This is a genomic window from Parafannyhessea umbonata (assembly GCF_900111255.1).
In the GTDB taxonomy this organism is placed as follows: Bacteria; Actinomycetota; Coriobacteriia; order Coriobacteriales; family Atopobiaceae; genus Olsenella_J; species Olsenella_J umbonata_A.
In genome coordinates, this window is the sequence record NZ_FOGP01000002.1 from 175,915 (window position 1) to 199,534 (window position 23,620).

At 62.6% G+C, this 23,620-nt stretch carries 18 protein-coding genes and 2 tRNA genes; 2 read left to right on the forward strand and 18 right to left on the reverse strand.

What is annotated here, in order from left to right:
- Positions 1–61: 61 nt before the first annotated feature.
- The 5 genes from argS to BMY31_RS03550 all read right to left on the reverse strand — a co-directional run bounded on the left by argS (position 62) and on the right by BMY31_RS03550 (position 5,138).
- Positions 62–1,906, reverse strand: coding sequence for an arginine--tRNA ligase (gene argS, locus BMY31_RS03530; RefSeq protein ID WP_091008339.1), 1,845 nt, complete (start codon positions 1,904–1,906; stop codon positions 62–64).
- Positions 1,907–2,041: 135 nt separating this feature from the next.
- Positions 2,042–3,529, reverse strand: a complete 1,488-nt coding sequence (locus BMY31_RS03535; RefSeq protein ID WP_091008342.1) for a nicotinate phosphoribosyltransferase — start codon at positions 3,527–3,529, stop codon at positions 2,042–2,044.
- Between the two features lie 123 nt (positions 3,530–3,652).
- Positions 3,653–3,967 carry a hypothetical protein gene (locus BMY31_RS03540; RefSeq protein WP_091008345.1) on the reverse strand — a complete coding sequence of 105 codons (315 nt, stop codon included), beginning with the start codon at positions 3,965–3,967 and terminating at the stop codon, positions 3,653–3,655.
- 95 nt (positions 3,968–4,062) lie between these two features.
- Positions 4,063–5,007 carry a radical SAM protein gene (locus tag BMY31_RS03545; protein ID WP_234970662.1) on the reverse strand — a complete coding sequence of 315 codons (945 nt, stop codon included), beginning with the start codon at positions 5,005–5,007 and terminating at the stop codon, positions 4,063–4,065.
- A gap of 55 nt (positions 5,008–5,062) precedes the next feature.
- A tRNA-Ala gene (locus tag BMY31_RS03550) sits at positions 5,063–5,138 on the reverse strand.
- 446 nt (positions 5,139–5,584) lie between these two features.
- Here BMY31_RS03550 and BMY31_RS03555 point away from each other — a divergent pair.
- Positions 5,585–6,793, forward strand: coding sequence for an MraY family glycosyltransferase (locus tag BMY31_RS03555; RefSeq protein WP_091008348.1), 1,209 nt, complete (start codon positions 5,585–5,587; stop codon positions 6,791–6,793).
- 394 nt (positions 6,794–7,187) lie between these two features.
- Here the strand turns inward: BMY31_RS03555 and rplT are convergent, their stop codons facing one another.
- The 12 genes from rplT to BMY31_RS03615 form a co-directional block, all read right to left on the reverse strand.
- Entirely contained in the window at positions 7,188–7,550 is a 363-nt protein-coding gene (rplT, locus tag BMY31_RS03560; protein ID WP_078686896.1) for a 50S ribosomal protein L20, read from the reverse strand.
- A 47-nt stretch (positions 7,551–7,597) separates the two neighbouring features.
- Positions 7,598–7,798, reverse strand: coding sequence for a 50S ribosomal protein L35 (gene rpmI, locus BMY31_RS03565; RefSeq protein ID WP_078686897.1), 201 nt, complete (start codon positions 7,796–7,798; stop codon positions 7,598–7,600).
- A gap of 1 nt (position 7,799) precedes the next feature.
- Complete coding sequence (gene infC, locus BMY31_RS03570) at positions 7,800–8,378, reverse strand: translation initiation factor IF-3 (RefSeq protein ID WP_180363901.1); 579 nt, start codon at positions 8,376–8,378, stop codon at positions 7,800–7,802.
- Positions 8,379–8,661: 283 nt separating this feature from the next.
- A tRNA-Leu gene (locus BMY31_RS03575) sits at positions 8,662–8,748 on the reverse strand.
- Between the two features lie 50 nt (positions 8,749–8,798).
- Positions 8,799–9,596 (reverse strand): MBL fold metallo-hydrolase, encoded by a 798-nt coding sequence (locus tag BMY31_RS03580; protein ID WP_091008350.1) that lies wholly within the window; start codon positions 9,594–9,596, stop codon positions 8,799–8,801.
- Positions 9,597–11,942, reverse strand: coding sequence for a RelA/SpoT family protein (locus BMY31_RS03585; RefSeq protein ID WP_078686900.1), 2,346 nt, complete (start codon positions 11,940–11,942; stop codon positions 9,597–9,599). It lies immediately after the preceding gene.
- A 10-nt stretch (positions 11,943–11,952) separates the two neighbouring features.
- Entirely contained in the window at positions 11,953–15,642 is a 3,690-nt protein-coding gene (gene recJ, locus BMY31_RS03590; RefSeq protein WP_091008353.1) for a single-stranded-DNA-specific exonuclease RecJ, read from the reverse strand.
- 2 nt (positions 15,643–15,644) lie between these two features.
- The gene (gene secF, locus BMY31_RS03595; protein ID WP_078686902.1) at positions 15,645–16,607 is read right to left on the reverse strand and encodes a protein translocase subunit SecF; all 963 of its coding nucleotides are present in this window, start codon (positions 16,605–16,607) and stop codon (positions 15,645–15,647) included.
- A complete protein-coding gene (secD, locus tag BMY31_RS03600; protein WP_078686903.1) occupies positions 16,600–18,120 on the reverse strand; it encodes a protein translocase subunit SecD in 1,521 nt (506 codons plus the stop codon). Before secD ends, secF begins: the two co-directional genes overlap by 8 nt.
- 163 nt (positions 18,121–18,283) lie before the next feature.
- Positions 18,284–19,441 (reverse strand): tRNA guanosine(34) transglycosylase Tgt, encoded by a 1,158-nt coding sequence (tgt, locus tag BMY31_RS03605; RefSeq protein ID WP_078686904.1) that lies wholly within the window; start codon positions 19,439–19,441, stop codon positions 18,284–18,286.
- A gap of 61 nt (positions 19,442–19,502) precedes the next feature.
- Positions 19,503–20,357 (reverse strand): HAD family hydrolase, encoded by an 855-nt coding sequence (locus BMY31_RS03610; RefSeq protein ID WP_091008356.1) that lies wholly within the window; start codon positions 20,355–20,357, stop codon positions 19,503–19,505.
- A gap of 68 nt (positions 20,358–20,425) precedes the next feature.
- Positions 20,426–20,707 carry an HPr family phosphocarrier protein gene (locus BMY31_RS03615; protein ID WP_078686906.1) on the reverse strand — a complete coding sequence of 94 codons (282 nt, stop codon included), beginning with the start codon at positions 20,705–20,707 and terminating at the stop codon, positions 20,426–20,428.
- Between the two features lie 234 nt (positions 20,708–20,941).
- On the opposite strand from BMY31_RS03615, the gene BMY31_RS03620 reads away from it, so the two are divergent.
- Positions 20,942–22,228 carry a hypothetical protein gene (locus BMY31_RS03620; RefSeq protein WP_078686907.1) on the forward strand — a complete coding sequence of 429 codons (1,287 nt, stop codon included), beginning with the start codon at positions 20,942–20,944 and terminating at the stop codon, positions 22,226–22,228.
- A 111-nt stretch (positions 22,229–22,339) separates the two neighbouring features.
- Here BMY31_RS03620 and queA read toward each other — a convergent pair whose 3' ends face one another.
- Positions 22,340–23,503 (reverse strand): tRNA preQ1(34) S-adenosylmethionine ribosyltransferase-isomerase QueA, encoded by a 1,164-nt coding sequence (queA, locus tag BMY31_RS03625; protein ID WP_091008668.1) that lies wholly within the window; start codon positions 23,501–23,503, stop codon positions 22,340–22,342.
- Between the last annotated feature and the right edge of the window lie 117 nt (positions 23,504–23,620).

A 23,620-nucleotide genomic window follows, 5' to 3' on the forward strand; every position in this document is an offset into this window, starting at 1 on the left:
GCTCCGAAAAATGCTAAATCACCGATAGGTGATTTTAGTTCATTTTTACGCCAAGGAAACCTTACATGACGTCCGGAGCCGTGACGCCTATCAGCTTGAGAGCGACCTCAAGGTTGATGCGGACGGCATCGCAGGCTGCAAGACGCGCCTTGGAAAGCCCTGCGTCAACGGGGCGTCCCTCGCTCGGAAGGACCTGGCAGGCCGCATAGAAGCCGTGATAGGCAGCAGCGAGCTCCTCGCAGAAGTGTGTGAGGCGGAACGGGGCACGGTCGCGAGCAGCGCCGGCAATGAGGTCCGGGAACTCGGAGAGCTTGCGCGCGAGCGCAGCCTCGGTGGGGTCGGTCAGGAGCGAGAGGTCATAGTCCTCGCCGATTGCCTTGGCAGCAACGGCCTCCATGCCCATCTCAAGGGCCTCGTCCTCCGTGACGCCCGCGGCGCGGCGAAGGATGGAGCAGATGCGCGCGTGCGCATACTGCACGTAATAGACGGGGTTGGCGTTCGACTTCTGCTTGACAGCCTCGATGTCGAAGTCAATCGTCTGGTTGGAGGAACGGCTGATGAGCGTGTAGCGCGTGGCGTCGGTGCCGACCTCGTCCAGAAGCTCCTGGAACGAGATCATGGTGCCCTTGCGCTTGGACATGCGGACGGGCTCACCGTTCCTCAGGAGGTTGACGAACTGACCGAGGAGAATCTCGTACTTTCCGGGGTAGCCAAAGGCCTCGGCGACGGACTGGACGCGCTTGATGTAGCCGTGGTGGTCGGCGCCCCAGATGTTGATCTCGTAGTCGACGCGGTCAAACTTGTCGAGGCAGTAGGCGACGTCGGATGCGAAGTAGGTATACTCGCCGTTGTGCTTGATGAGGACGCGGTCCTTGTCGTCGCCGAAGGCCGTCGACTTGAACCAGACGACGCCCTCCTCGTCATCGTAGACGTAGCCCTCCTTGCGGAGGGTGTCGAAGGCACGGTCGACCATGCTCATGCCGTTCTCGTCCTTCACATAGAAGGAGCGCTCGCTCCTCCACTCGTCGAACACGCAACGGGACTGGTCACAGGTCTTCTTGATGCGGGCGAGCATGTAGCGGTAGGAGCGCTCGCGGAACTCGTCGTCGCGCTCCTGCTGGTCGGCCTCCATCCACTTGTCGCCGTCGTGCGCCCAGAACTCCTTGGCGATGTCGACGATGTAGTCGCCGCCGTAGGAGTTTCCACCCAGCGCCTCGTTGAAGGCGTCCATGTAGGGGTGCGTCTCGGGGTGCTCGTCGGCGTCGTCCTCGACGAAGTTTCCACGGTCCTCTACCAGGACCTGGGCGGCGGCATCGATGTCTATGCCCTTCTCGCTGGCGATCTGGCCAAGCTGCAGGTAGCGCATGGCGACGGAGCGGCCGAAGACGTCCATCTGGGAGCCGTGGTCGTTGATGTAGTACTCGCGCTGGATGTCAAAGTTGGCGAACTCCAGGACGTTGCAGAGGGAGTCTCCCAGGGCGGCCCAGCGACCATGTCCGACGTGGAGCGGCCCCGTGGGGTTGGCAGAGACGAACTCGACCTGGGTGCGCAGGCCGTTGCCGACGTTGACGCGGCCCCAGTCGTCGCCCTTCTGGCGAACCTCGCGGAAGACGTCGTTGTTGGCGGACGTGCTCATGTAGAAGTTGATGAAGCCGGGTCCCGCGACCTCTACCTTGGCGACAGAGGGGTCGGAGGGTAGGTTGTCGACGATGGCCTGGGCAATCTTCGCGGGAGCCATGTGCGCGAGACGAGCGGAACGCATGGCCACGGTCGAGGACCAGTCGCCATTCGTGGTGTCAGCAGGTCGCTCGATGCCGCAATCCTCGATCTCGAACTCTGGCAGAGTGCCTGCGGACTGCGCGGCAGCGATAGCTTGCTTGACAAGCTCTTCGATGGTCTCGGGCATACTAACTCCTTCTTTTTTCCTAACCGGGATGCTCCCCGGATTTCTCACGACGAAAAGTCTAGCAGAGCGGGTATCAAGCGAAACCCAACTCCGAAAAAAGTGACATCAGCTCCTTAGCTTTAATCACAAAGGTGATTACTTGGAGCTGCGTCCCGAACCGAGTCGCTCGCGACGCGTCAGGTCGGACCTGAGCGCGGCGAGTCCCATCTCGAGACCCACGGGATAGGTCTGGGGGTTCAGGAAGCGACGGTGGGCGACGTCGAGACTCGAGAGCGCCTCGCGGCAGCGGCTCTTGGCGCGCTCGATGTCCTCGTCGGGGCCAAGGCGACGGCCCCTCTCGACCAGCTGGACGAGCAGCTCGCGCGACTCCGCGCCCGAGACGTCGTAGGAGGTGAGGTCGTCGACAACGTCCACGATCGTGCTCGCGTCCCCACGCGCGACGGAGTCGTCAACGATCATGTCGGCGACCGGAGCGCCCGAGCCGTCGAAGTAGCGCATGACGTGCTGGATGCCGGGAACGGTGCGCTTGTAGGCCACCTCGGAGAGCTTGATGACCGGCTCCCAGGGCGCATCGGGCGTGGCACGCGTGGCCGAGAGCTTGTAGACGCCGCCGAGGGAGGGCTGCTGGTCGCAGGTCGCGAGCTTGGTGCCCACGCCGAACGAGTCGATGGGCGCACCCTGGGCGAGAAGGGACTGGATGGTGTACTCGTCCAGGTCGTTCGAGACCGAGATCTTCACGTACCCGAGACCCTCGGCGTCAAACGCCCTCCTGGTCTCCTTGGACAGCTTGGCGAGGTCACCCGAATCGATGCGAATCGCGGCAAGGCGCTCGCCGCGCCCCTCCATCTCCTTCGCAACGACGATGGCATTCTTGATGCCCTGGTGGACATCGTAGGTATCGAGAAGAAGAACGCAGTTCTTGGGGCTGGACTCCGCGAAGGCGCGAAACGCCTCGAGCTCGGAGGGGAACGCCATGACCCAAGAGTGCGCATGGGTCCCGAACACGGGGATGCCGTAGATCTTTCCCGCCAGGACGTTGGAGGTCGAGTTGCAGCCGCCGATGTAGGAGGCGCGCGCAACCGCAAGGCCGCCGTCGGGACCCTGTGCGCGGCGCAGGCCGAAGTCAGACACAGCTCGACCCCGCGCGGCCTGGACGACGCGGGCGGCCTTGGTGGCCACGAGGGTCTGGAAGTTCACGAGATTGAGTAGGGCCGTCTCGAGCAGCTGGCAGTCGATGAGCGGGCCCTCGACGCGCACCATGGGCTCGCGCGGAAACACAAGATCGCCCTCGGGAACCGCCCAGACGCTCACGCGCATGCGAAAGTCTCCGAGGTAGTCGAGGAAGCCCTCTTTGAACATCGGACCGCCGCCGGGGGCCTGTACCCCACGCAGGTACTCGATCGCATCGTCGTCGAACCTGAAGTTCTCGACCAGCTGGGCGATCTGCCCCATGCCGCAGGCGATGGCGTAGCCCCCGCCAAAGGGGTTCTCCCTAAAGAACACGTTGAAGCAGCCCTCGACGTCCACCAGGCCGGACTCCCAGAAGCCCTGGGCCATCGTGAGCTCGTAAAGGTCGGTGTTGAGTGCGACGTCGGTCGCTTTGGCGCAATCGGTCAGAGCCATTTGTTCTTCTCCCCTAGCCGCCTCGTGGGCAGCGGACACGAAAGAGGGGCGCCCGAGTCACTCTTGGGCATCGGTCGAGAAGGGCGTCTCCCCTCGCGTGAAGCCCAAGGGACTCGCGGGGCGCTACCTTCCCAGATTCATTGCGATGACGATGATGACTACAAGAGCGAGGACGGCGAGGAGGACTATCTTCTGGCCCACGGGCATGCGAAGGTCGTCGTCGGGCTCCATGAGCTTGGCGTTGCGCTCTCGAATCCTGCGCGTGCGCTCGTCGGCAGCGGCGCGCTCGTCAACCCGGCGCTGCTCGCGCTTGAGACGCTCGAGCTCGGCGCGCTCGCTCTGTGCGCGGGCGGCCGCGTCACGCTTGGCCTTCTCGGCGCGAAGCTGCTCGAGCTCCGCACGCTCTTCGTCGCTCAGACCCTGGGGGTCGTCAGCCATCTCTTCTCCAATCGAAGGCGGGTCATCCCGCTGGTTTTGCGTCCTAACTATATGTCAAAACGCGCCATTTCGATGCGACGGAGGCAAGCGCTCGGCTACGGTCGCCCAACCGAGACCTCGGGACCTTCGACGCCGGTCGCGTCGAAGCCGGGGACGAAGCTCTCGGACACCGTTCCGCCCTGCTGCCACCAGAGGTTTTCAAAGCCAAGGTCATCGGCGTGGTCGAGGACCATTTCGTACTCGACGTTGCTCAGGGCGCGCGCAAGGTTGCCGCCCGCCTTACGGCAGCGCTCGTTGGGCGTGTACTGATTCATGACGGAAAGGTCGCACTCGTTTCCACAGATCTGCCACACGTGGTCGAGAACGCGCAGGGAGTCGCTCACATGGCCCGGCAGGACGAGATGCCTCACAATGATTCCATGCCGCATGACGCCCTCGTCGTCGACCTTTCGCCCTCCCGCGCGACGAAGCGATGCCAGCATCTCGGCAAGCGCGCCCGCGGCGACCTGTGGATAGTCCTTCACGGCAGAAAGCGACCCCGCGACCTTGGGATCCTCGTACTTCCAATCCGTAAGCCAGATGTCGACGAGGTCGGCCATCGCACGCACCGACTCGACAGTCTCGTATCCAGAGGTATTGCACACGATGGGAAGGCAGAGCCCCGCCGCACGCGCAAGAGACAGCGCCTCCCTGATGTGCGGGGCGAAGTGCAGGGGCGTCACCAGGTTGATGTTAAGGGCGCCTTGCTCCTGCAGCTCGATCATCATCTGTGCGAGGCGGGCGGTAGAGACCTCGAGGCCGAAGCCTTCCTGCGAAATCTCGTGGTTCTGGCAGAAGACGCACCTCAGAGGGCATCCCGTAAAGAAGATCGCACCGCTTCCGGCCTCGCCGGAGATTGGCGGCTCCTCCCAAAAGTGAAGGGCGCTGCGAGCGACCCTCAGTGTCGAGGTCGCACCGCAGAATCCCGCTTTGCCCTCGTTGCGCCTGGCGTGGCAGCGTCTGGGACAGAGCTCGCATGAATCGTACTCGGGATAGGTCACACAATCGCCTCTAATAAAAAAGCCCGAATGCTAGGCACCCGGGCGACGGTTTAAATGGTGGAGATGAAGGGATTCGAACCCTCGGCCTCTGCCTTGCGAAGGCAGCGCTCTCCCAACTGAGCTACATCCCCAAGAAAACGCGCAAGAAGCATTTTTGCAATTAGTCTGAACAATGTCAACAAGAATTTTGGGCTCACGTTATGTAAGAAAAAGTCGCCCCCTGCGGTTGCGAAATGAACCCACCTCCATAAGGTGGGTGCCCGCGTCGCCTTTTCCAGCTTCCTCATCAACGGAGGATGCCTGTAATGGGGACGATATATGGGCTCCCTCAAAACGCTTGTCGGTTCACCCAATTGTTTCCGCAGGGGGACGACACCTCAAACTATATCGAACTCTCCCGCAGATGCCAGTCTTGACTTATGGCATCAAATGGGCAACATTAGAAGATGTGCGCGGCGCTGCCGCGCTCTTTTTTCGTAGCCACCTCCGGCTCGTTTAGCAGCGGGGTCTCATCGAGTACTATTGAAACGTCATGTAGACCTACTTTCATGTTTGGAGGGCTCCCGAAAGCATGCCGATGCAGCCTTCACCATGGGTTCCCTACCTTTGCCTCTTTCTAGCAGCGCTCATCATGTCGCTCATGATGACTCCCGTCGCCCACAGGATCGCCTGGCAGCTCGGCGCCGTGGATCGCCCAGGCAAGCGCCGCATCAACAAGACTGCAATCCCCCGAATGGGTGGCATAGCGGTCTTCCTGGGCATCATCGCAGCCTTCGTCGTCCAGTACGTCGGCACCATGCATCTTGGCTGGCCCGTGATCCTCTCCCCCGCGCCCCACTTCCACTCCCTCAACTACCAGATGGTCGCCCTGGGCTTCTTCGCAATATTCGTCACCGGCGCGCTTGACGACGTGTTTCAGCTCACGCCGCTCCAGAAGTTCTTCGGACAGGTCGTCGCAGCATCCATTGCCGTTGCGAGTGGCGTGGTGATCGGTGTCATCGTCAACCCATTCACCGAGGGCGCGTTGCAGCTGGGACCACTCGCCTATCCCATCACCGTTCTTTACCTGGTGGCGTACGTAAACATCTTCAATCTCATCGACGGTCTCGACGGACTCGCCTCCGGAATCGCCTGCATCTCGGGCTTCACGATGTTCGTGCTCTCCGTCATGGCGCACCGCATGGACGCCGCGTCGCTCTCCATCGCGCTCGTCGGGGCGACCCTTGGCTTCCTCAGGTACAACTTCCACCCAGCGTCCATCTTCCTCGGCGACTCCGGCTCGCTGCTCCTCGGCTACACGCTCGGCATCGTATCGCTCCTTTCGGTCACGCGCGTCGCGGGCCTCACGACGATTATCGTCCCCCTCGTCATCGCCGGCATACCCATTATCGATACGTTCTCCGCCATCGTGAGACGCAAGCGCGCCCACGTCAGCATTGGGCAGGCCGACCGCGGCCACATTCACCACAGGCTCATCGACGAGGGTTTCGACCAGCGCCAGGCCGTACTTCTAATGTACGGATGGTCGGCACTTCTCTGCCTGGGGACTTTCGTAATGACTCAGGTAAGCGTCATTCCTCGCATCGTGATATTCACGTCGCTCTTTGTGGCTTCAGCCGTCATCGCGATGAAGCTCCACCTGTTCCGCCCGGTCCTTTTGCACCACATGAACCCTGAGACAGGAGACGATGAGCTGGTATCGCCTCAGGACCCCGAGTTCAAGCAGGAGGAAGAGAAGCTCCTCGAAGAGGAGGAGAAGCGCCACATGCACCACTTGGGATCCTAGTCTCCTGGTCGGCCCACTGCAGCAACCAACGGCACGCAACGCGCCCTTCTGCCCTGACTAAGGGAGGAGGGGCGCATTCTTTTGGAGATACTGGTACGTCGCAGGAAGGGCAGCCGTCCGCCCGACGCCATTAAGCGCCCCCATCGTCAGCGCGACGAGAAGCGGCCATGAACGATCGGGCGGACGAAGAGAGCATCAACCGCAAGTTGTTCAGACGCAAAGAACACCTCGCCGAATAGGCGTTGAGCCTTGAAAGCGCCGAAAGACGGCGAGTTCCACGAATCAGGACCCCGGTGGTACAAGGGCCATGGGAAAGGCATGCCATTCAAGCGCAAAAGAAATGGGACCTGCCACTTGTGGCGGGTCCCATGTAGCCAAAGCCTTAGGCCAAAGACTACTCGGCGTCGAGAGCCTTCTTGGCTACTGCGGCGAGATCGGCGAAAGCAGCCTCGTCCTCATAGGCGAGCTGAGCGAGAACCTTGCGGTCAAGCTCAACGCCAGCAAGCTTCAGGCCGTGCATGAACTTGCTGTAAGAGAGGTCGTTGATGCGAGCCGCAGCGTTGATGCGCTGAATCCAGAGTGCGCGGATGTCACGCTTCTTGTTGCGACGATCACGGTACTGATACTGACCAGAGTGCTGGGCCTGCTCCTTCATGCCGCGGAAGGTGCGGGAGGAAGTGCCGTAGTAACCCTTGGTGCGCTCGACGAGCGTCTGACGCTTCTTACGGCCGGCGACTGCGCGCTTAACACGTGCCATATCTAATCAACTCCTTGGAAAAATGCAAACGAAATGACGCGGCGCGCCTAGTTCTTGGAACCCATGCGCTGGGAGACAACCTGTGCGTCACCCTTGGTGAGGACGGCCTCCTTGCGGAAACCGCGAATGCGCTTCTGGGACTTCTTGGTCAGAATGTGGCTCTTGAAAGCCTTGGCACGCATAATCTTGCCAGTGCCGGTGCGGCGGAAACGCTTTGCCGAACCCTTGTGCGTCTTCATCTTGGGCATGCTAGTTCTCCTTCTCACTCTCGGCGTCGCCCTCATCTGCCTTCTCGTCGAAGGCACCCTTAATCGGGGCAACGAGCATGTGCATGTTACGACCTTCCATCTTGGGCTGCTGCTCGACCGTGGCATAAGGCCGCAGGTCTTCAGCAAGCCTTTCGAGGACGTTAAGACCCTGCTCAGGATGAGCCATCTCGCGGCCACGGAACATGATCGTGACCTTTACGCGAGCGCCCTTCTTGAGGAAACGCATGACGTGGTTCTTCTTGGTCGTATAGTCGCCCACGTCAATCTTGGGTCTGAACTTCATCTCTTTGACCTCGACCCTGACCTGCTTCTTGCGAGCGGCCTTGGCCTTGCGATCCTGCTCGTACTTGAACTTGCGATAATCCATTACCTTGCACACGGGAGGCTCGGCATTGGGAGCAATCTCGACAAGGTCAAGGTTCTGCTCGTCGGCGATGCGCTGGGCATCGCGAACACCGAACAGACCAAGCTGTGAACCATCAACACCAATCAGTCGGCAGGTGCGCGACGTGATTGCGCCGTTGATGCGAGGACCCTCGTTCTTGGCTATCTTGGACACCTTCCCTTCACGATGCGGCAGGGCCGCATAAAAAATATCCCCCGGCACAGTAGCATCCAGGAGACAGGCACCCGAGCGGGCGAGAAAAATTGTCTGACCAGACAGCTACCTGATGGCGCCGTTTAGGTGGGGATGAAATCCCGCTTTCAAATCGTACTTTGGATATGGTACACCGCCAGAGCGAAGACGCAAGCCCGATGCGAGGTATTTCTAGCGATTCACATTTTTCAGACACGGCCGAATAAAAAGAGAGGGGTCCATTGGCCCCCTCCCCTGATATCTCTGGTGCCTGAGGTGGGACTCGAACCCACACGCCGTTGCCGACAACAGATTTTGAGTCTGTCGTGTCTGCCAATTCCACCACTCAGGCAAAACGCAGGCCAAGGCCCGCTTCGAAGACTATAGCAGATTCCAAGCCAACTACTTGAGGTAAGCGTTGCTCTGGAGCTCGTCTTCCATCGTGGTCAGCTCACCGTGGCCGCAGAAAAGGTTGGTCTGCGCGGGAATCTCACGCTTGAGACGCTCGAGGGTCGCCTTGAGAGCCTCCGAGTCGCCACCGGCAAGGTCAGTCCTTCCACACGAACCCTGGAACAGGGTGTCACCTACGAAGCAGACGTGCTCGGCGGTCTCCTCGCCCAGGAGGACGACGCCGCCGGGCGTATGTCCAGGAGCCTCGATCACGCGAAACCTTGCCGTGCCCACCTCGAGCACGTCACCCTCAGAGAGCGTCATGTCGGGTTCGGGAGCGTTGTCGTCGTAGGAGCGCCCCTGCTCACTCGGCTCCCCCGCGTGCTGCGCAAGTTCGGCATCACGCGCGTTGATGCACCACGTTCCGCCCATAGCTTCACGCAGGGCCTTGACGCCGCCCACGTGGTCGCCATGGCCGTGCGTGGCGACAATGTACTTCAGGCGAATGCCCTCGGGAAGGTGCTCGGCGATGGCCGCGCCGGAATTGCCGGCGTCGACGACCATGCACTCGTCCTGTGACACGTAAGCATAGCAGTTGGTCTCAATCGGACCTACGACAAACATCGCAATCTGGTCACCGTGTCCGTGGCAGCAGCCTCCATGGCCGCCGCAGCACTCGTGGCCCTCGTCGTGGTGGTGGCCGCCGCAGCAGCCCTCGTGGCCCTCGTCGTGGTGGTGGCCGCCGCAGCAGCCCTCGTGGCCCTCGTCGTGGTGGTGGCCGCCGCAGCAGCCCTCGATCTCTTCAGCCATTTACTTGGCCCTCCTCTTCATCTGGTTTGCGCCCTCGCCAGGCATGATTCGGCGAGCATCGTAGACGGATGGTACACGACTGACGGTCGCAAGCAAGGTGCCAAGCAACGAAGCATCGGAAATGGCCACGAGGAAGCGGAGGCGCGCCATACCCATGGAGGAGGTTTGCGTGGCCGCCGAGAGGATGTTGGCGCCAGCGTCTCCAATCGCAATGGTAACGTCCTTCAGCAGGCCCATGCGGTCCGTCGCCTCGACGACGATCTCGACCTGAAACTCCGTCGCGCCGGTCGTGTCCCACTCGACGGCGATCATGCGCTCTGGATGTGCCATGAGCCCCTTGCAGTTGGGGCAGTTGGCTCGATGGACCGAGACACCTCGGCCACGTGTGATAAATCCAACGATGTCGTCTCCGGCCACCGGGTTGCAGCAGTGCGCGAGGTGAACCAGAAGGTCCGGATCACCCTTGACCACGACGCCGCAGTTGTTGCGGCGGCGCTTGCCGGAAGCGATCTTCCTCGCGTTGCTGACCAGGGGCATGTCCTCGCTCATGGCACGCTCGTGCTCGGCGGCCTTGGCGGCCGCGCGCTCGCGGGCGGCGATGCGCTCGGGAGAGTTCTTCTCGAGCTCGGCCTCGACCTTGTTGGCCACCTGCTTGGCCGAGATCTTGTTCGTGCCGACCGCGGCGAACAGGTCGTCGACGCGAACGTAGTCGAGCTGGTGCATTACCTCGTCGAGCGCCTTGGTAGTACGCTGCGTGGAGATGCCGTAGCCGCGCTTCCTGAGCTCGTGAGCGACGTCGCTCCTGCCCTGCTCGGCATCGTCGCTCTTGGAGACCGCGGTGAAGTACTTGCGAATCTTCGCCTTTGCCGAGGGCGTCGCGACAATGTTCAGCCAGTCGCGGCTGGGCTTGGCGTTTTTGTTCGTCAGAATCTCAACGCGGTCGCCACTTTGGAGCCTGTTGGTCAGGGGGGCAACGGCACCGTTGACCTTGGCACCGACGCAGTGGTTGCCCACCTCGGTGTGAACCGCGTACGCGAAGTCGAGAGGTGTCGAGTCTCGCCTGAGGCTCATCACTTCTCCCTTGGGCGTGAACACGAAGATCTCGTCCTCGAACAAGTCGACGCGCAGGCTGTTGAGGTACTCGTGCGGATCGCCCATCTCGTCGTCAGTCGCCCAGTCCAGGCTTCGCCTGATCCAGTTGATCTGGCTGTCGATGTCCCTGTCGTCGGCCGACATGTTGCCGCTCGAGTTGCCGGCCTTCTTGTAGAGCCAGTGGGCGGCGATACCATATTCGGCCTGTTCGTGCATGTCGTACGTGCGGATCTGGATCTCGATGGGACGTGCGTCGGAGCCAATGACCGTCGTATGGAGCGACTGGTAGCCATTGGGCTTCGGCATGGCGATGTAGTCCTTGAAGCGTCCGGGCAGCGGGTGCCAGAGCGCGTGGACGGCACCCAGCGTCGAGTAGCAGTCGCCGACCGTGCCGGTAAGAACGCGAAGGGCAATCAGGTCGTAGATGTCAGAGAACTCCTTGCCCTTTCTTGTCATCTTCTGATAGATGGACCAGAGGTGCTTCGGGCGGCCGGTGATCTGGTAGCCCGAGAGTCCCACGCGCTTGAGCTCGTTGTCGATTATCTTGATGGCCTCGGAGGTGTTCCGCTCGCGCTGCGCACGAGAGTCTTGCACCATGCGGGCGATCCTCTCGTACTCGTCAGGCTCGAGATAGAAGAAAGCCAGGTCCTCGAGCTCCCACTTGATCGAGCTGATGCCCAGTCGGTCGGCAAGCGGCGCGTAGACGTCCATGGTCTCGCGAGCCTTGAACTTGCGGCGCTCTGCGGGAAGTGCCGCGAGCGTCCTCATGTTGTGCAGACGGTCAGCAAGCTTGATGATGACGACGCGGATATCCTTCGACATCGCCAGGAACATCTTCCTGAGGTTGAGAGCCTGCTTCTCGTCCATTGAGTTGACCTCGATGGACGTCAGCTTTGTGACGCCGTCGACGAGCTCTGACACGGTGGCACCAAAGCGATCGGTCAGGTCATCGAGCGTCGCGTCGGTATCCTCGACCGTATCGTGGAGAAGGGCGGCGCAGATGGGGTCCGCATCCATGTGCAGGTCCTTTGCCAGAATGAACGCGACCTCCACGGGATGGTTGATGTACGGCTCGCCCGAACGCCTCTTCTGGTCACGATGGCAGTTGGCCGCGAACTCATAGGCGTCCACGACCTTCTGGACCGACTCCCCGTCCAAGTATTCAGAGCAGGCGACCTGAAGCACGCGCCAGTTGTCGGCCTGCGGAATGCAACGTCGTCGAGAAGGGCCCTTCTCCGTTGCTGACTCGCTCATAACATCCTCCTTAGCTCACCAATACGCCAAAGGCAGGCGTGATGGGCTTGTTGATCCTATCGAGGAGTTCCTCCCCACTACAGGAGAGTACCCAATCACGGAATTCGGAAAACTCATTTCTGGAACGCATACCCTCAAGATAGCGGATTGAATCCTCCAGCCTCATGCGGCCGGGCGCGTCCACCATATGAATGCGCCTGGCGCTGCCGTAGCCCGAGGTCCGCAGGAAACCCAGCTCGCCGAAGACCGAGACGCCGCAAGAGACCGAGTGGTCGTCAAGCGAGCAGCGCGGGTTCGCCAAGACGGCACGCCGGGCGATGTCGGCGTTGGACATACCGAACGAGTCCGACCCGTCGGCCTCGCGCGCCTCGTCGGAAAGGGAGCGCAGGCAGCGGTAGAGGCACACGAGGTCGCTGCGATCAGGGGCCGAGGCGCCGATGATCCTCTCGTTGATGCGCGCGTCGCGCGCACCGAACAGGAGGTAGACGTCGGCAAGGCCACCGTCTCGACCGGCGCGCCCGCTCATCTGGTTGAACTCCACCGACCCGAAGGGCATGTGGTAGAGCATGACGTTCCTGATGTCGGGAAGGTTGACGCCCTCGCCGAAGGCGCTCGTGCTGACAATGCAGATCAGCTCGCCGCTTCGGAACGCCTCCTCGACGCGAGAGCGCTCCGTGCGAGTGAGCCCCGCGTTATAGAAGGCGATCCTGTGCGCCAGCTCGGGAATGTTGCGCCTGAGCATGCGCGCGAGCGAGACCGACTGCTCGCGCGAATTGACGTAGACGACGGTCTTCATGCCATGTGCGACGACGGAGACGAGCGCGGCCTCGCGGTCGCGGAGCTCGCGGTAGTCGCGCACGCGAAGGTTTTCTCGAACGCTCGCGTCAACGACCACGTCATCCTCGTCGATGGAGAGCAAGTTGCAGATCTCGTGCGCGACGGCGTCCTCGGCAGTTGCCGTGACCGCAAGCGCGACGGGATTGCCCAGAGTCGTCAGGACCTGAGGCAGCGAGAGGTAGGCGCTCCTGTTGCCGCCCTTTGCACCGCCGGCGTGATGGGCCTCGTCGACCACGAGGAACGAGATGCGGCCCGACTGGGCGAAGCGGTCCACGTGGATGCTGAGGAACTCAGGCGTGGTGAGAAGGACGTCCACCCCTCCCTCGGAGAGCTCTCGGAAGATGTCGTCCCTGTCCTGCTGGGAGGTCTCGCCGGTAAGCACGCGCACACTCATGCCAAGCTTGCCGAACGATTCGGAGAGGTGGAAGGCCTGATCCGAGACGAGGGCGCGCAGCGGGTACACGAACACGCTCGCACGGTGCTTGAGTATGGCCTCGCGGGCCGCATGAATGTGAAAGACGAGGGACTTGCCCCTGCCCGTCGCCATGACGCAGAGCGTCGACCTGCCCCGCGCAAGTCGGTCGACGGCCGCCTGTTGCGCGGGAAGCAGCGAGTGCTCACCAATCATCTGGCCGCGCAGCTCGTCGGTAAGCTCAGAGAGGCTCATGTGCGAGAGGCGCTCGCGTTCCCTGTTCGCGACGCTCTCGGGCGAATCCTCTTCGGGCTCGCCCGACACCTTGGTCACCTCGATGTTCACGCCAAGCGAGCGCTTGTCGCCCTCGCCGCCGGTGACCTCGACGACCCTTGCCTGGTATGCGACTCCGGCATCCATGGCGGGAGCGAGTGACGCGGCAATCTGCCTGCGCAGATAGCCAATCTGCGCTCCGGACGCGCAGACGCGCACAGCGTTGGGGTCCGCCTCGTTGTCCGCATCACGCTCGACGCCGAGCTCATCTCCCTCGGAGAGCGACTCCACGACCGCCTGACGGCCCTCGAAGCTAACCCCGACGACCTTTGTCATGAAGCGGTCGGCCTGCGCGATGTCGGCGTAGGCGTCGCGCGAGATGATTGACTCGGCGCGGTCGAAGAGCTCGTCGGCGAGCGTGGCAGGGCTCTTCTCCCCCTCGCTGGCAGGGACGGACGTCACGCGGTCCTCGTCGCGGTAGATGATGTCCTTCACCATGAGCTTCGGCTTGGTCTTTCCCTGCCAGGTCTCGCTGACCGGCTCAAACACGACGTCGACGACGCTCTCGCAGCCAACGGCACGCTCGATGTCCGGCGCGCGGAACATGATGGCCGGGACGCTGCTGAAGCCATCTGTTGCCACGAACCTGAAGTGGTTGCCGTTGGCGCCGACGCTCGCGCGGTTGCGCATGGTCACGCCGCAGACCGCGAAGAGGGGCTTCTTGTTGCCCTGACCAAACGGCTGGAGGACCTCGAGCGAGTCGATGCCCGCAACCGTCATCTCATCCAAGCCGACCACAGCCGTGACCTCGCCGCAGTCCTCGAAATCCTCGGCAGGAAGCTGTGCCATGACCGCGCCCAGGCGACGCCTGAACTCGTCGAGCTTATCGGCCTCGCAGGTTACGCCAACGGCACCCGAGTGTCCACCGAAGCGGACCAAGAGGTCGGAGCATTGCTCGACGGCCCTGAAGAGGTCGACGGAGCCCACGGACCTGCCCGAGCCGCGCGCGACGCCGTCCTTTACGGAAAAGACGATGGACGGCACGTGGTAGCGGTTGGTGATGCGGCTCGCGACGATGCCCTTGACGCCCTCGTGCCAGCCCTCTCCCGCGACGACGATCACGCGGCTGCCGTCATAGATCCGCTGCACCTGCTCCATAGCTGCATCGGTCAGCGCCGACTCGGTATCACGACGCTCGTGGTTCGTCTCCTCAAGGCTGGCCGCAAGTATGGCGGCCTGGGCATGGTCATCGGCGATGAGAAGGTCAAACGCCGTGTCCGTGGAACCCATCCTGCCCGCGGCGTTTAGCCTGGGGACGAGGGAGAAGGGAAGCTCGTCTGCACTTATGGACGATATGTCGACACCCGCCGTGGCGGCGAGCGCGAGCAGGCCGGGCCTTCTGGTGTGTCGCATGCTGGCAATGCCGTCGCACACCAGGGCGCGGTTCTCCCCCGTCAGAAGCATCATGTCAGAGACGGTTCCGAGCGTGGCGACCTCGGTGTAGTCGCGCCACAGTTCGGGTCTGCCCTTCCTTCGGCCCAGCTCGTGGACCATCTTGAGCGCGACGCCAGCGCCTGCGAGCTCCCTCGAGACGCAGCCGGGCTCGAGTTTGGGATCGGTTACCGGCACGCCTTCGGGGACGAGCTCGGCTGGCTCGTGGTGGTCGGTCACCACGACGTCTATGCCGTGCCCGCGAAGCCACGCAACCTCGCCCCTCGCGGCGATACCGTTGTCGACGGTGATGATCAGCTCGGGGTCGCAACCCTCGATGACGCGCGAGAGCGCCTCGAGCGAAAGGCCGTAGCCCTCACCGAAGCGATGCGGTATGAAGGGGTAGACATCGCCGCCCAGCTCGCGCAGGGCAAGCGTGAGAAGGCAGGTCGCAGACATGCCGTCCACGTCAAAGTCGCCGAAGACCGCGATACGCTGTCCCTGGTCAAGCGCACTCTCGACGCGATCGCAGGCCTCGCCCATGCCCGGTATCACCAAGGGGTCGGCCCAGTCCCTCTCGAGAGAGGGGGTCAGGAACCTGCGGGCCTCGTCCACGGACGTGATGCCACGGGCGGCCATCGTCCTCGCCACGATGGCCGAAACCCCGCACTCGCGCTGGAGGACCTTCTCCGCCTCGGGATCCTGCGGAAGCAGCTCCCAGCGCCTGCTTGTTTCAATTCCCGTCAATCCTACTCAGCGCCCTTTCCGGCCGCGACCGGCTTGGGCGCCTTGGGGGCGTACTTTTCCTCCAGGCGAGCCCACTTCTTCTCGCGAGTCTTCCAGATGGCGAGGAGCGGACTGGCGACGGCGAAGCTCGAGTAGGAACCAAGGAGCTCGCCGACGAGCATGGCGAAAGCGAAGTCCTTGAGGGTTGCGCCACCGAGCAAGAGCATGCAGATGACGGGCACCACCGTGGTGATGGTGGTATTGATGGTACGAACGATTACCTCGTTGATTGAGAAGTTGCAAATTTCGTAGTACGTGTGGTGGACGCCGTCCTTGAGGTTCTTGGCGTTCTCGTCGGTGCGGTTGAACTCAACGACGGTGTCGTAGAGTGAGTAGCCCATGATGGTCAGGAGCGCCGCGACGACGTTAGGGGTGATCGCGGTCTGGGACCAGGCATACACGCCAAGCGTGACGATGAGGTCGTGGAGAAGGGCGATGACCGCCGTGATGGACATCTTGAACTCATAGCGAATGGACACGTACGCGATGATGAGCAGGATGGCGACGCCAAAGGCCGTAGCCGAAGAACGCGTGACGTCGGCGCCCCAGTCCGGACCGATGGTGGTCACGGTGTAGTGGTCCTCGTTCAGCCCGAGGGACTCGGCGGCGGCCTGAGCGTGCTGGTTGGACGTGGTGGGGTCAGTCGTCGTCGTGCGGACGAGGAAGCCGTTGGCTCCGTCGCTCACGGTGGTCTGGACGGTGGGATCACTCTCGCCAGTCGCAACGAGCGCATCGCGCATCTGCTCGATGGTCACAGAGCCGGTATCGGTGAAGTCGATCTCGGTGCCGCCCTGAAACTCGATGCCAAACACGAGGCCACGCGTAAGGAGTCCAACGATGGCAAGAATGACCAGGGTCGCGGATACGGAGAGAAGCTTCCTCCTGTGCTTCATAAAGGGAATCTCATGAGCGAAGTGGCTACGCATGGGCGACACCTCCCTTCACGGCACGCTCGCTTGCGACAGCCTCGGCCTCCTTCAGATCCTGGTCGACGCCCCAGAACATGGGGTGGCGGGAAATGGGACCAAGGGCCAGCAGGCGAAGGGCCGGCGCCTTGAAGCAGAACATGGTAACGACGTCGCACACGATGCCGAGGGCCAGCGTGAGGCCAAAGCCCTTGACCGAACCGACGGCGACGAAAAAGAGCGCGAGGGCCGTCACCAGCTGCACCGCGTCGGCGTCAAGCGACGTCGTAATGCCATGGCGAGCGCCGGAGACCGACGCGTTCTTGACCGAGCGACCCATGCGGATCTCCTCGCGGAACCTCTCGAGAACAAGGATCGACGAGTCAGCGGCGGAGCCCGTAGTCAAAACGACGCCGGCAAGCCCCGGAAGGGTGAGCGCGAACGCGCCGAAGTGGGACAGCAAGGCAAGCAGCCCGAGGTACAGGATGCCGAACACTGCCAGGGAGCCCATGGTGAGCAGGCCGAGGCCGCGATAGAAGAAGAAAAGGAACACGACAACGATGGCAACGCCGATGGCGATGGCGAAGACGCCCTGGTTAAGCGAGTCCTGTCCCAGGGTTGGTCCGACAACGCGACTCTCGGAGTACGTGAGGGTAACCGGAAGCGAGCCGGAGTCGAGGACGGTCTTGAGGCTCTGGGCCTTCTCGAGCGTAAAGTTGCCCGTGATCGAAACCTCGCCGCCCGTAATCTCGGACTGGACGGAGGGAGCGGAGCTCACGACGCCGTCGAGGACGATTGCGATCTGGCCCTTGGTAGGAGCGAGCTCCTTGGTGACGTCGGCGAAGATCTTGGACCCCTCGTCATCGAGGGTGACGTTGACGGAATAGGCGCCAGTCGCAGAGTTGCTCGCCTGCGAGACGGTGACGCGAGAGATATGCGAGCCGTCCATGAAGGAGGTGTAAGTTCCCTCCTTCAACTTTACGTCAGTGGTGCCCGCAGAAATCTTGGCAAGCGCATCGGCGTCGCCGATCTCGTCCAGGCGGACGAACTCGAGCAGACCAGTCTGGCCGATGGTCTGGATGGCCTGGTCCGCATTGGTCGCGCCGGGAATCTGAATCAAGATGGAGTCGGTTCCCTGCTGCTGGACCGTGGTCTCGGAGGCGCCGAGGGAGTTGACGCGGTTCTGGACGATAGCCGTGGCCGTCGCCATGTCCTCACCGGTCGGCTGGGAACCGTCGGTCTTGCTAGCCTTCATGATGACCGACACGCCACCCTGGATGTCCAGGCCCTGCGTGATCTTCTGGCCGATGGGAGTGAAGCCGAAGACGCAGACCGCACAGGTAACCACAAGGATGACCAGCGTGGCCGCCCACCTGCGGGCCGTGGGGTTCAGGCGGGAGCCGCCAGTTCGCTTCCCACCATTCTTGAAACTCGACTTCTTGGGACGCTTCGATGCGTCCGCGGACGAACCCTCAGTGGCACTCCAGCTTGCGAGGCCGCTCTTGGGCTCCGAGGACCGTTTGTCTCGTGCCATGTATGCACCTTCTGTATGGGGAGCCAGGGGCTCCGGCTGATAATCAAGGGCACATTATAGAACACTTTGCGGACATAAAATGCCGCCTACCAGCACACACAGGCCGAACGTGGCTCATCATTGGTCCTACGTCCCACGCATAGCGCAAGCCCGCCGGCGCACCCTAGTAGTCACCTGCGGCCGGCGAGCCCATCCAGTCGCTCAAGAAGGCTCCGTAGCGTCCCTCGATGATCGCCTGACGGGCACGGCGCATGAGGTCGAGAAGGTAGTAGACGTTGTGCAGCGAGAGGAGTATGGAACCGACCATCTCCCTCTGCTTGACGAGGTGGTGGATGTAGGCGCGCGTGTAGCCGCCGGTGCAGACGGGGCAGCCGCACTCGGGGTCGATGGGGCGGTGATCGCGCTTGTGGCAGGCATTCTTGAAGTTAAGGCGCCCCTCGCTCGAGAAGGCCGTTCCCATGCGCGCGGTCCTGGTGGGAAGCACGCAGTCGAACATGTCGACTCCGCAGGACACGCCACGCACCAGAGTCGTGGGGTTGCCGACCCCCATGAGGTAGCGCGGCTTGCCCTCGGGCATGTACTCGCTCGCCAGCGGCGCAAGAGTCTCGAACATGGTCTCGTGGTCTTCTCCCACGGAGTAGCCGCCGATGCCGTAGCCCGGGAAGTCGCCCATGCTCTCGAGCCTCTCGAGCGAGCGCAGGCGAAGGTCAAGGTGCATGCCGCCCTGGACGATGCCGAAGAGCGCCTGGTCCTCTCGGGTGTGGGCCTTGCAGCAGCGCTCGGCCCACATGCTCGACAGGTCGACCGCACGCTCCACAAATGAGCGAGGCGAGGGGTAGCCCGGGCACTGGTCGAGCTGCATGACGATGTCGGCGCCGAGCTTCTGGGCGATGTCCATGTTGGTCTCGGGCGTCCAGTGAACGTAGGTCCCGTCGTAGTCGACGGTCCTGAAGGTGACGCCGTCGTCGGTGAGCTTCGTGAAGTCGCCGTGGCTGAACACCTGGAACCCGCCGGAGTCAGTCAGGATGGGACCGTGCCACTGCATGAAGTCGTGAAGGCCGCCCATCTCGGCGACAAGGTCGGCACCCGGCCTGTTGGCAAGGTGGTAGGTGTTGGCCAGAAGGATCTTGGTCCCGAGCTCCTCGAGCTGTCTGGGAAGGATGCCCTTGACCGTTGCCTTGGTCCCGACGGGCATGAAGATGGGCGTGGGGACGTCGCCGTGCGGCGTGTGGAGCACGCCGGCACGCGCATGCGTGGTCGGGTCTTCTGCAACTATGTCGTAGGTGAACCACAGGTCGCGGGGGTTCTTGTACTCGCTCATCTTTCGTACTCCTGACTGCAAGGCGCGCCGGCACAAGGGGGCGCGGTGGTTGTGGGCGGGGCTAGAGGTCGTGCTCGTCAAGCCATGCGTTGAGCCATTGGGCGACGCCGTCGTCGGACACGGCGGGACAGACGTCGTCAGCCTGAGCCTTGACCTGCTTGTCCGCGTTTCCCATGGCGACGAAGCACCCGATCGCCGAGGTAAGGGGAAGGTCGTTGGCACCGTCGCCGAAAGCGACCATGCGTTCCTTCCCCACCCCAAGGTGACGGCCCAGCCAAGCCGCGCCGCTTCCCTTGTCGACGCCGGACGTCGTGATCTCGAGCTCGCGGGCATTCATGCGGGCGACCTCGGCGAGGCCCGACTCCAGCAGAATTCGTTGTGCCTCGTCGGCCCGCCCTGACGAGGAGAACGAGCAGCCGAGCTTGTCCACGCGCTTAGCGCGCGACACCACGCGGCGGATGGAGAGCACGTCCCTGAAGCCCGTCCCCGTAAGGCCGGAGAGCACGAACCGCAGGAACACCATGAGAGACACACCCGAAGAGCGCATGTCTCCCGAGGAGATCGCGCCAAGCATGTAGCTGTGGTTGCGGAACTCGGCGTAGCCGCGGTCGTTCACGAAGGCGTTCCAGCCCGGTTGCAGATGGGCGACGAGCCCCATGATCTTGAGCGCGAGCTCGGGGGTCATGCCTTGCGAGAAGATCCTGCGCCCACTGCCGTCGCTCACGGCCGACCCATTGGTGCAGACGTAGTAGTCCATCGCTCCGAGCCTGCGAATGACGCGCGGCACCATGCGATAGGGCCGTCCGCTCGAAACGGCCAAGGCGATTCCTGCGTTGTGGCAGCGGAGAAGTGCATCCCGCACGGGTCGCGAGACCATCGACGAGCCGCGCAGGACGGTTCCGTCGAGGTCAAGCAAAACAAGCCCGATGCCGTCGGGGCATCGGGCTTGCGAAGTCACTTCTTGAGAGTGAGGTGCCAAATGGCCTACTCGGAGAAGAGGTTGGCGTCGCCGTCCTGGATGGTGAGGAGAGCGTTGAGGGCGTCCTGCTCATCGGGACCGTCACAGGAAATCTCGACCTTGGAACCGGTGCCGAGGCCGGCAGCAAGGATCATCATAATCGACTTGGCGTTGACGGGAGCGGTGCCCTTGTCGACGTCCTTGATGGTGACAGCGGACTGGTACTCCTTGGCAACCTGAACGAACTGGGAAGCCGGACGAGCGTGAAGACCGGTTGCGCTGACGATGGTCACTTGCTTCGAAACCATGGTGCACTCCTTTGATTTAACTAGGGGGTAACCCCCTCGCCACATGCATTGTGGTGCCATTCTAACAAACAATCGAGGAAATTGAGCCAAAGCCACCATTTTTATGAGAAGCATCTCACCGAACATATATGGATTGTTGCCAGAGGGTCCTTCCTTTGGGGCAAAATGGACAAGGTAGACTGTAGGTTTTTGCAGCATCATCGCGGCATATACGCATCCTCAGGAGGAATCAGCATGAGCGATAGCCAAGAGAGCAGCGAGCCCCTCGTGGACGAGGACTTCGCGACCCCCGAGGAGATTGCGACTGCCCAGGAAGAGAACGTAGAGGAACTTGAGGCCCTGCCGGTCATCTCAGCAAAGGACGGCACGACCACGCCCAGACGCATGCAGACGGGGGCACTTGACTCGCTCAAGAGCGGCTTGGACGCCGTCGCGGCGGTTCGTGCCGCCGCAAAGCAGCATTCGGACGCCCGTGCGCAGGCAAAGCAGCTCAAGAAGGAGCTCGATAAGAGCAAGGAAACCCTTGCCCACCGACTTGACGTTGACAGGAACTACGACAAAATCCTTGCCGAGCAGAAGGCCGTAATCCAGAAGGGCAACGAGGGCATCGCCCGCGCAGAGGCTGCCATCGAGGAGCTCGAGACCAAGAAGTCCGAGCTCGACGCCACGCTCGCGCAGAAGAAGGCCGACGACGAGGCGGCAATCCGCCCCTATCGCGAACTCATGGAGTCCACCAAGGGCCGCTCCGATGACGCCGCCCGAGCGCTCGCGGAGATTCGTCGCGCGGTCAAGACCGCAGACCAACAGGTGGCAGACACGGCCAAGCGCCGCGAGCAGCGCATCGCCGCCGCGAACCGCGCCGTGGACAACGCACAGGATCGTCTGCGCAAGGTGGAGAGCGACCTTAACTCTCTCAAGGGATCGAGCACCGCGTCTCCCAACGCACTCTCGAAGATGCAGAGCGAGCTCGTCGCCGAGCGCGCACACCTGGACGCGGCACGCGAGGACGTCGGCCGCGTGACCGCCGAGTGCCAGCAGCTCGTGGACAACGCCCAGACGCACCTCTGGACGCAAAAGCAGTCCCTCGAGACCGCAGAGCGCGCTGCCGACGACGCCAAGCGCGAGGCCGATGGCCGTCGCGAGGAGTACGAGAGCCTCTACAACAAGGCCATGGGCGGGCAGAAGGAGATCGAGGCCCGGATCGCCGAAGTCGAGAAGGACATCGATGCCCGGCAGACGGAGCGCGCCGAGCAGGCCCAGGTGGTCTTTGACGCCCAGGCCCTCGTCGACGAGGCAGACGACATCCACTCCACCCCCGAGGTGACCAAGAACCTTCAGGACGCAATAGCCACCGGGAAGGTCGAGCTCGAGAAGCGCCAGCGCGAGGTCGACGCCCTCGCCGCCGAGGAGCGACAGCTGCGTGAGTCCACGCGCGCCCAGCGCTTCCTCTTCATCGGCGTGGCCGCCGTTGCCATCGTGATCATCGTTTTGATCGTCTCCTTCTTCGCGCTTCCACACTAGCCTGGGAGAGCAGTGCAAGAGACACGAACGGACCCGTCGCGAAGTCGATCGCGGCGGGTCCTGAGTTATTGTCGGACCGTTTGGAAGAGGCAGGCCCCCAGGCGCAATCCCCTAGACGATGAGCATTGCGTCTCCAAACGAGAAGAACCTGTAGCGCTTCTCGATCGCGGCCTGGTACGCGGCCATGATCTGCTCTCGCGTGGCGAACGCGGAGACAAGCATCATCAGGGTCGAGCGCGGGACGTGAAAGTTGGTAATCATCGCGTCGACGACGTGGAAGGTGGAGCCAGGCATGAGGTAGAGGCTGGTCTTGGCATCACGCCTCTCGACAATGTCCCCCCTGCCCAGGCTGTCGGCGGAGTCGTCCCTGCCCTCGAAGCGTCGCGCGACGCAGGGGCTCTCCCAGGCGACAGCCTCGGGGTCAAAGGCGCTCTCGAGCGAGCGCACGGAGGTCGTGCCCACCGCGACGACGCGGTGACCCGCTGCCTTCGTGGCATGCACGGCATCAACCACGTCCTGGTTCACGTGGTAGCGCTCTGTGTGCATCACGTGCTGCGTGGGGTCGTCCTCCTCCACGAGGCGGAAGGTGTCGATGCCCACCTCGAGCTCCACGGTCTTGAACTGAATGCCCTTCTCCTCCAGGCGCTCGATGAGCTCTGGTGTGAAGTGGAGGCCGGCGGTCGGCGCGGCGGCCGAGTGCTCCTCGTCCATCGCGTAGACGGTCTGGTACTTCTCGGGATCGCCCTCGTAGTCGGTGATGTAGGGAGGCAGAGGCACACGTCCGGCCTCGTGAATCGCCTCGTCGAGCTCCATGCCGTCGGCCGGAGTGAAGCGCACCAGGCGACCGCCGCGGTTGTCGTCGACGTAGTCGATAACCTCAGCAGTGAGACAGACCGGCGCGCTCATGGGGGCGTGGGCCCCACCGGGGCGATACTCGATGACGGCGCCCTGCTTGAGACGCTTCCCGGGCTTCACGAGGCACTCCCAGACGTGACCGAGGGCATCGATGTCCTCGCGGCGCTTGAGCAGCAGCGTCTCTGCGACGCCGCCCGTGCCCTTCTTGTGACCCATGAGGCGCGCAGGCATGACGCGGGTCTTGTTGGCAACCAGCAGGTCGTCGGGTTCGAGATAGTCGATGATGTCGAAGAAGTGCTTGTGCTCGACCGATCCGTCCTCGCGGTGGAGCACGAGCATATTGCAGGCGTCGCGCGGCTCGGCAGGCGCCTGGGCGATCAGCTCCTCGGGGAGCGTGTAGTCAAAGTCATCGGTGCGCATGGTGGACATGAACCTCTCCTCTTACCACGCTTTGTCTGTATCCAGCGCACGATTGTAGGACAAGAGCAGCAATGCTCGCCCCGTGTCGCAGAGAGGTCAGAAAAGGAGCAAGCTCCA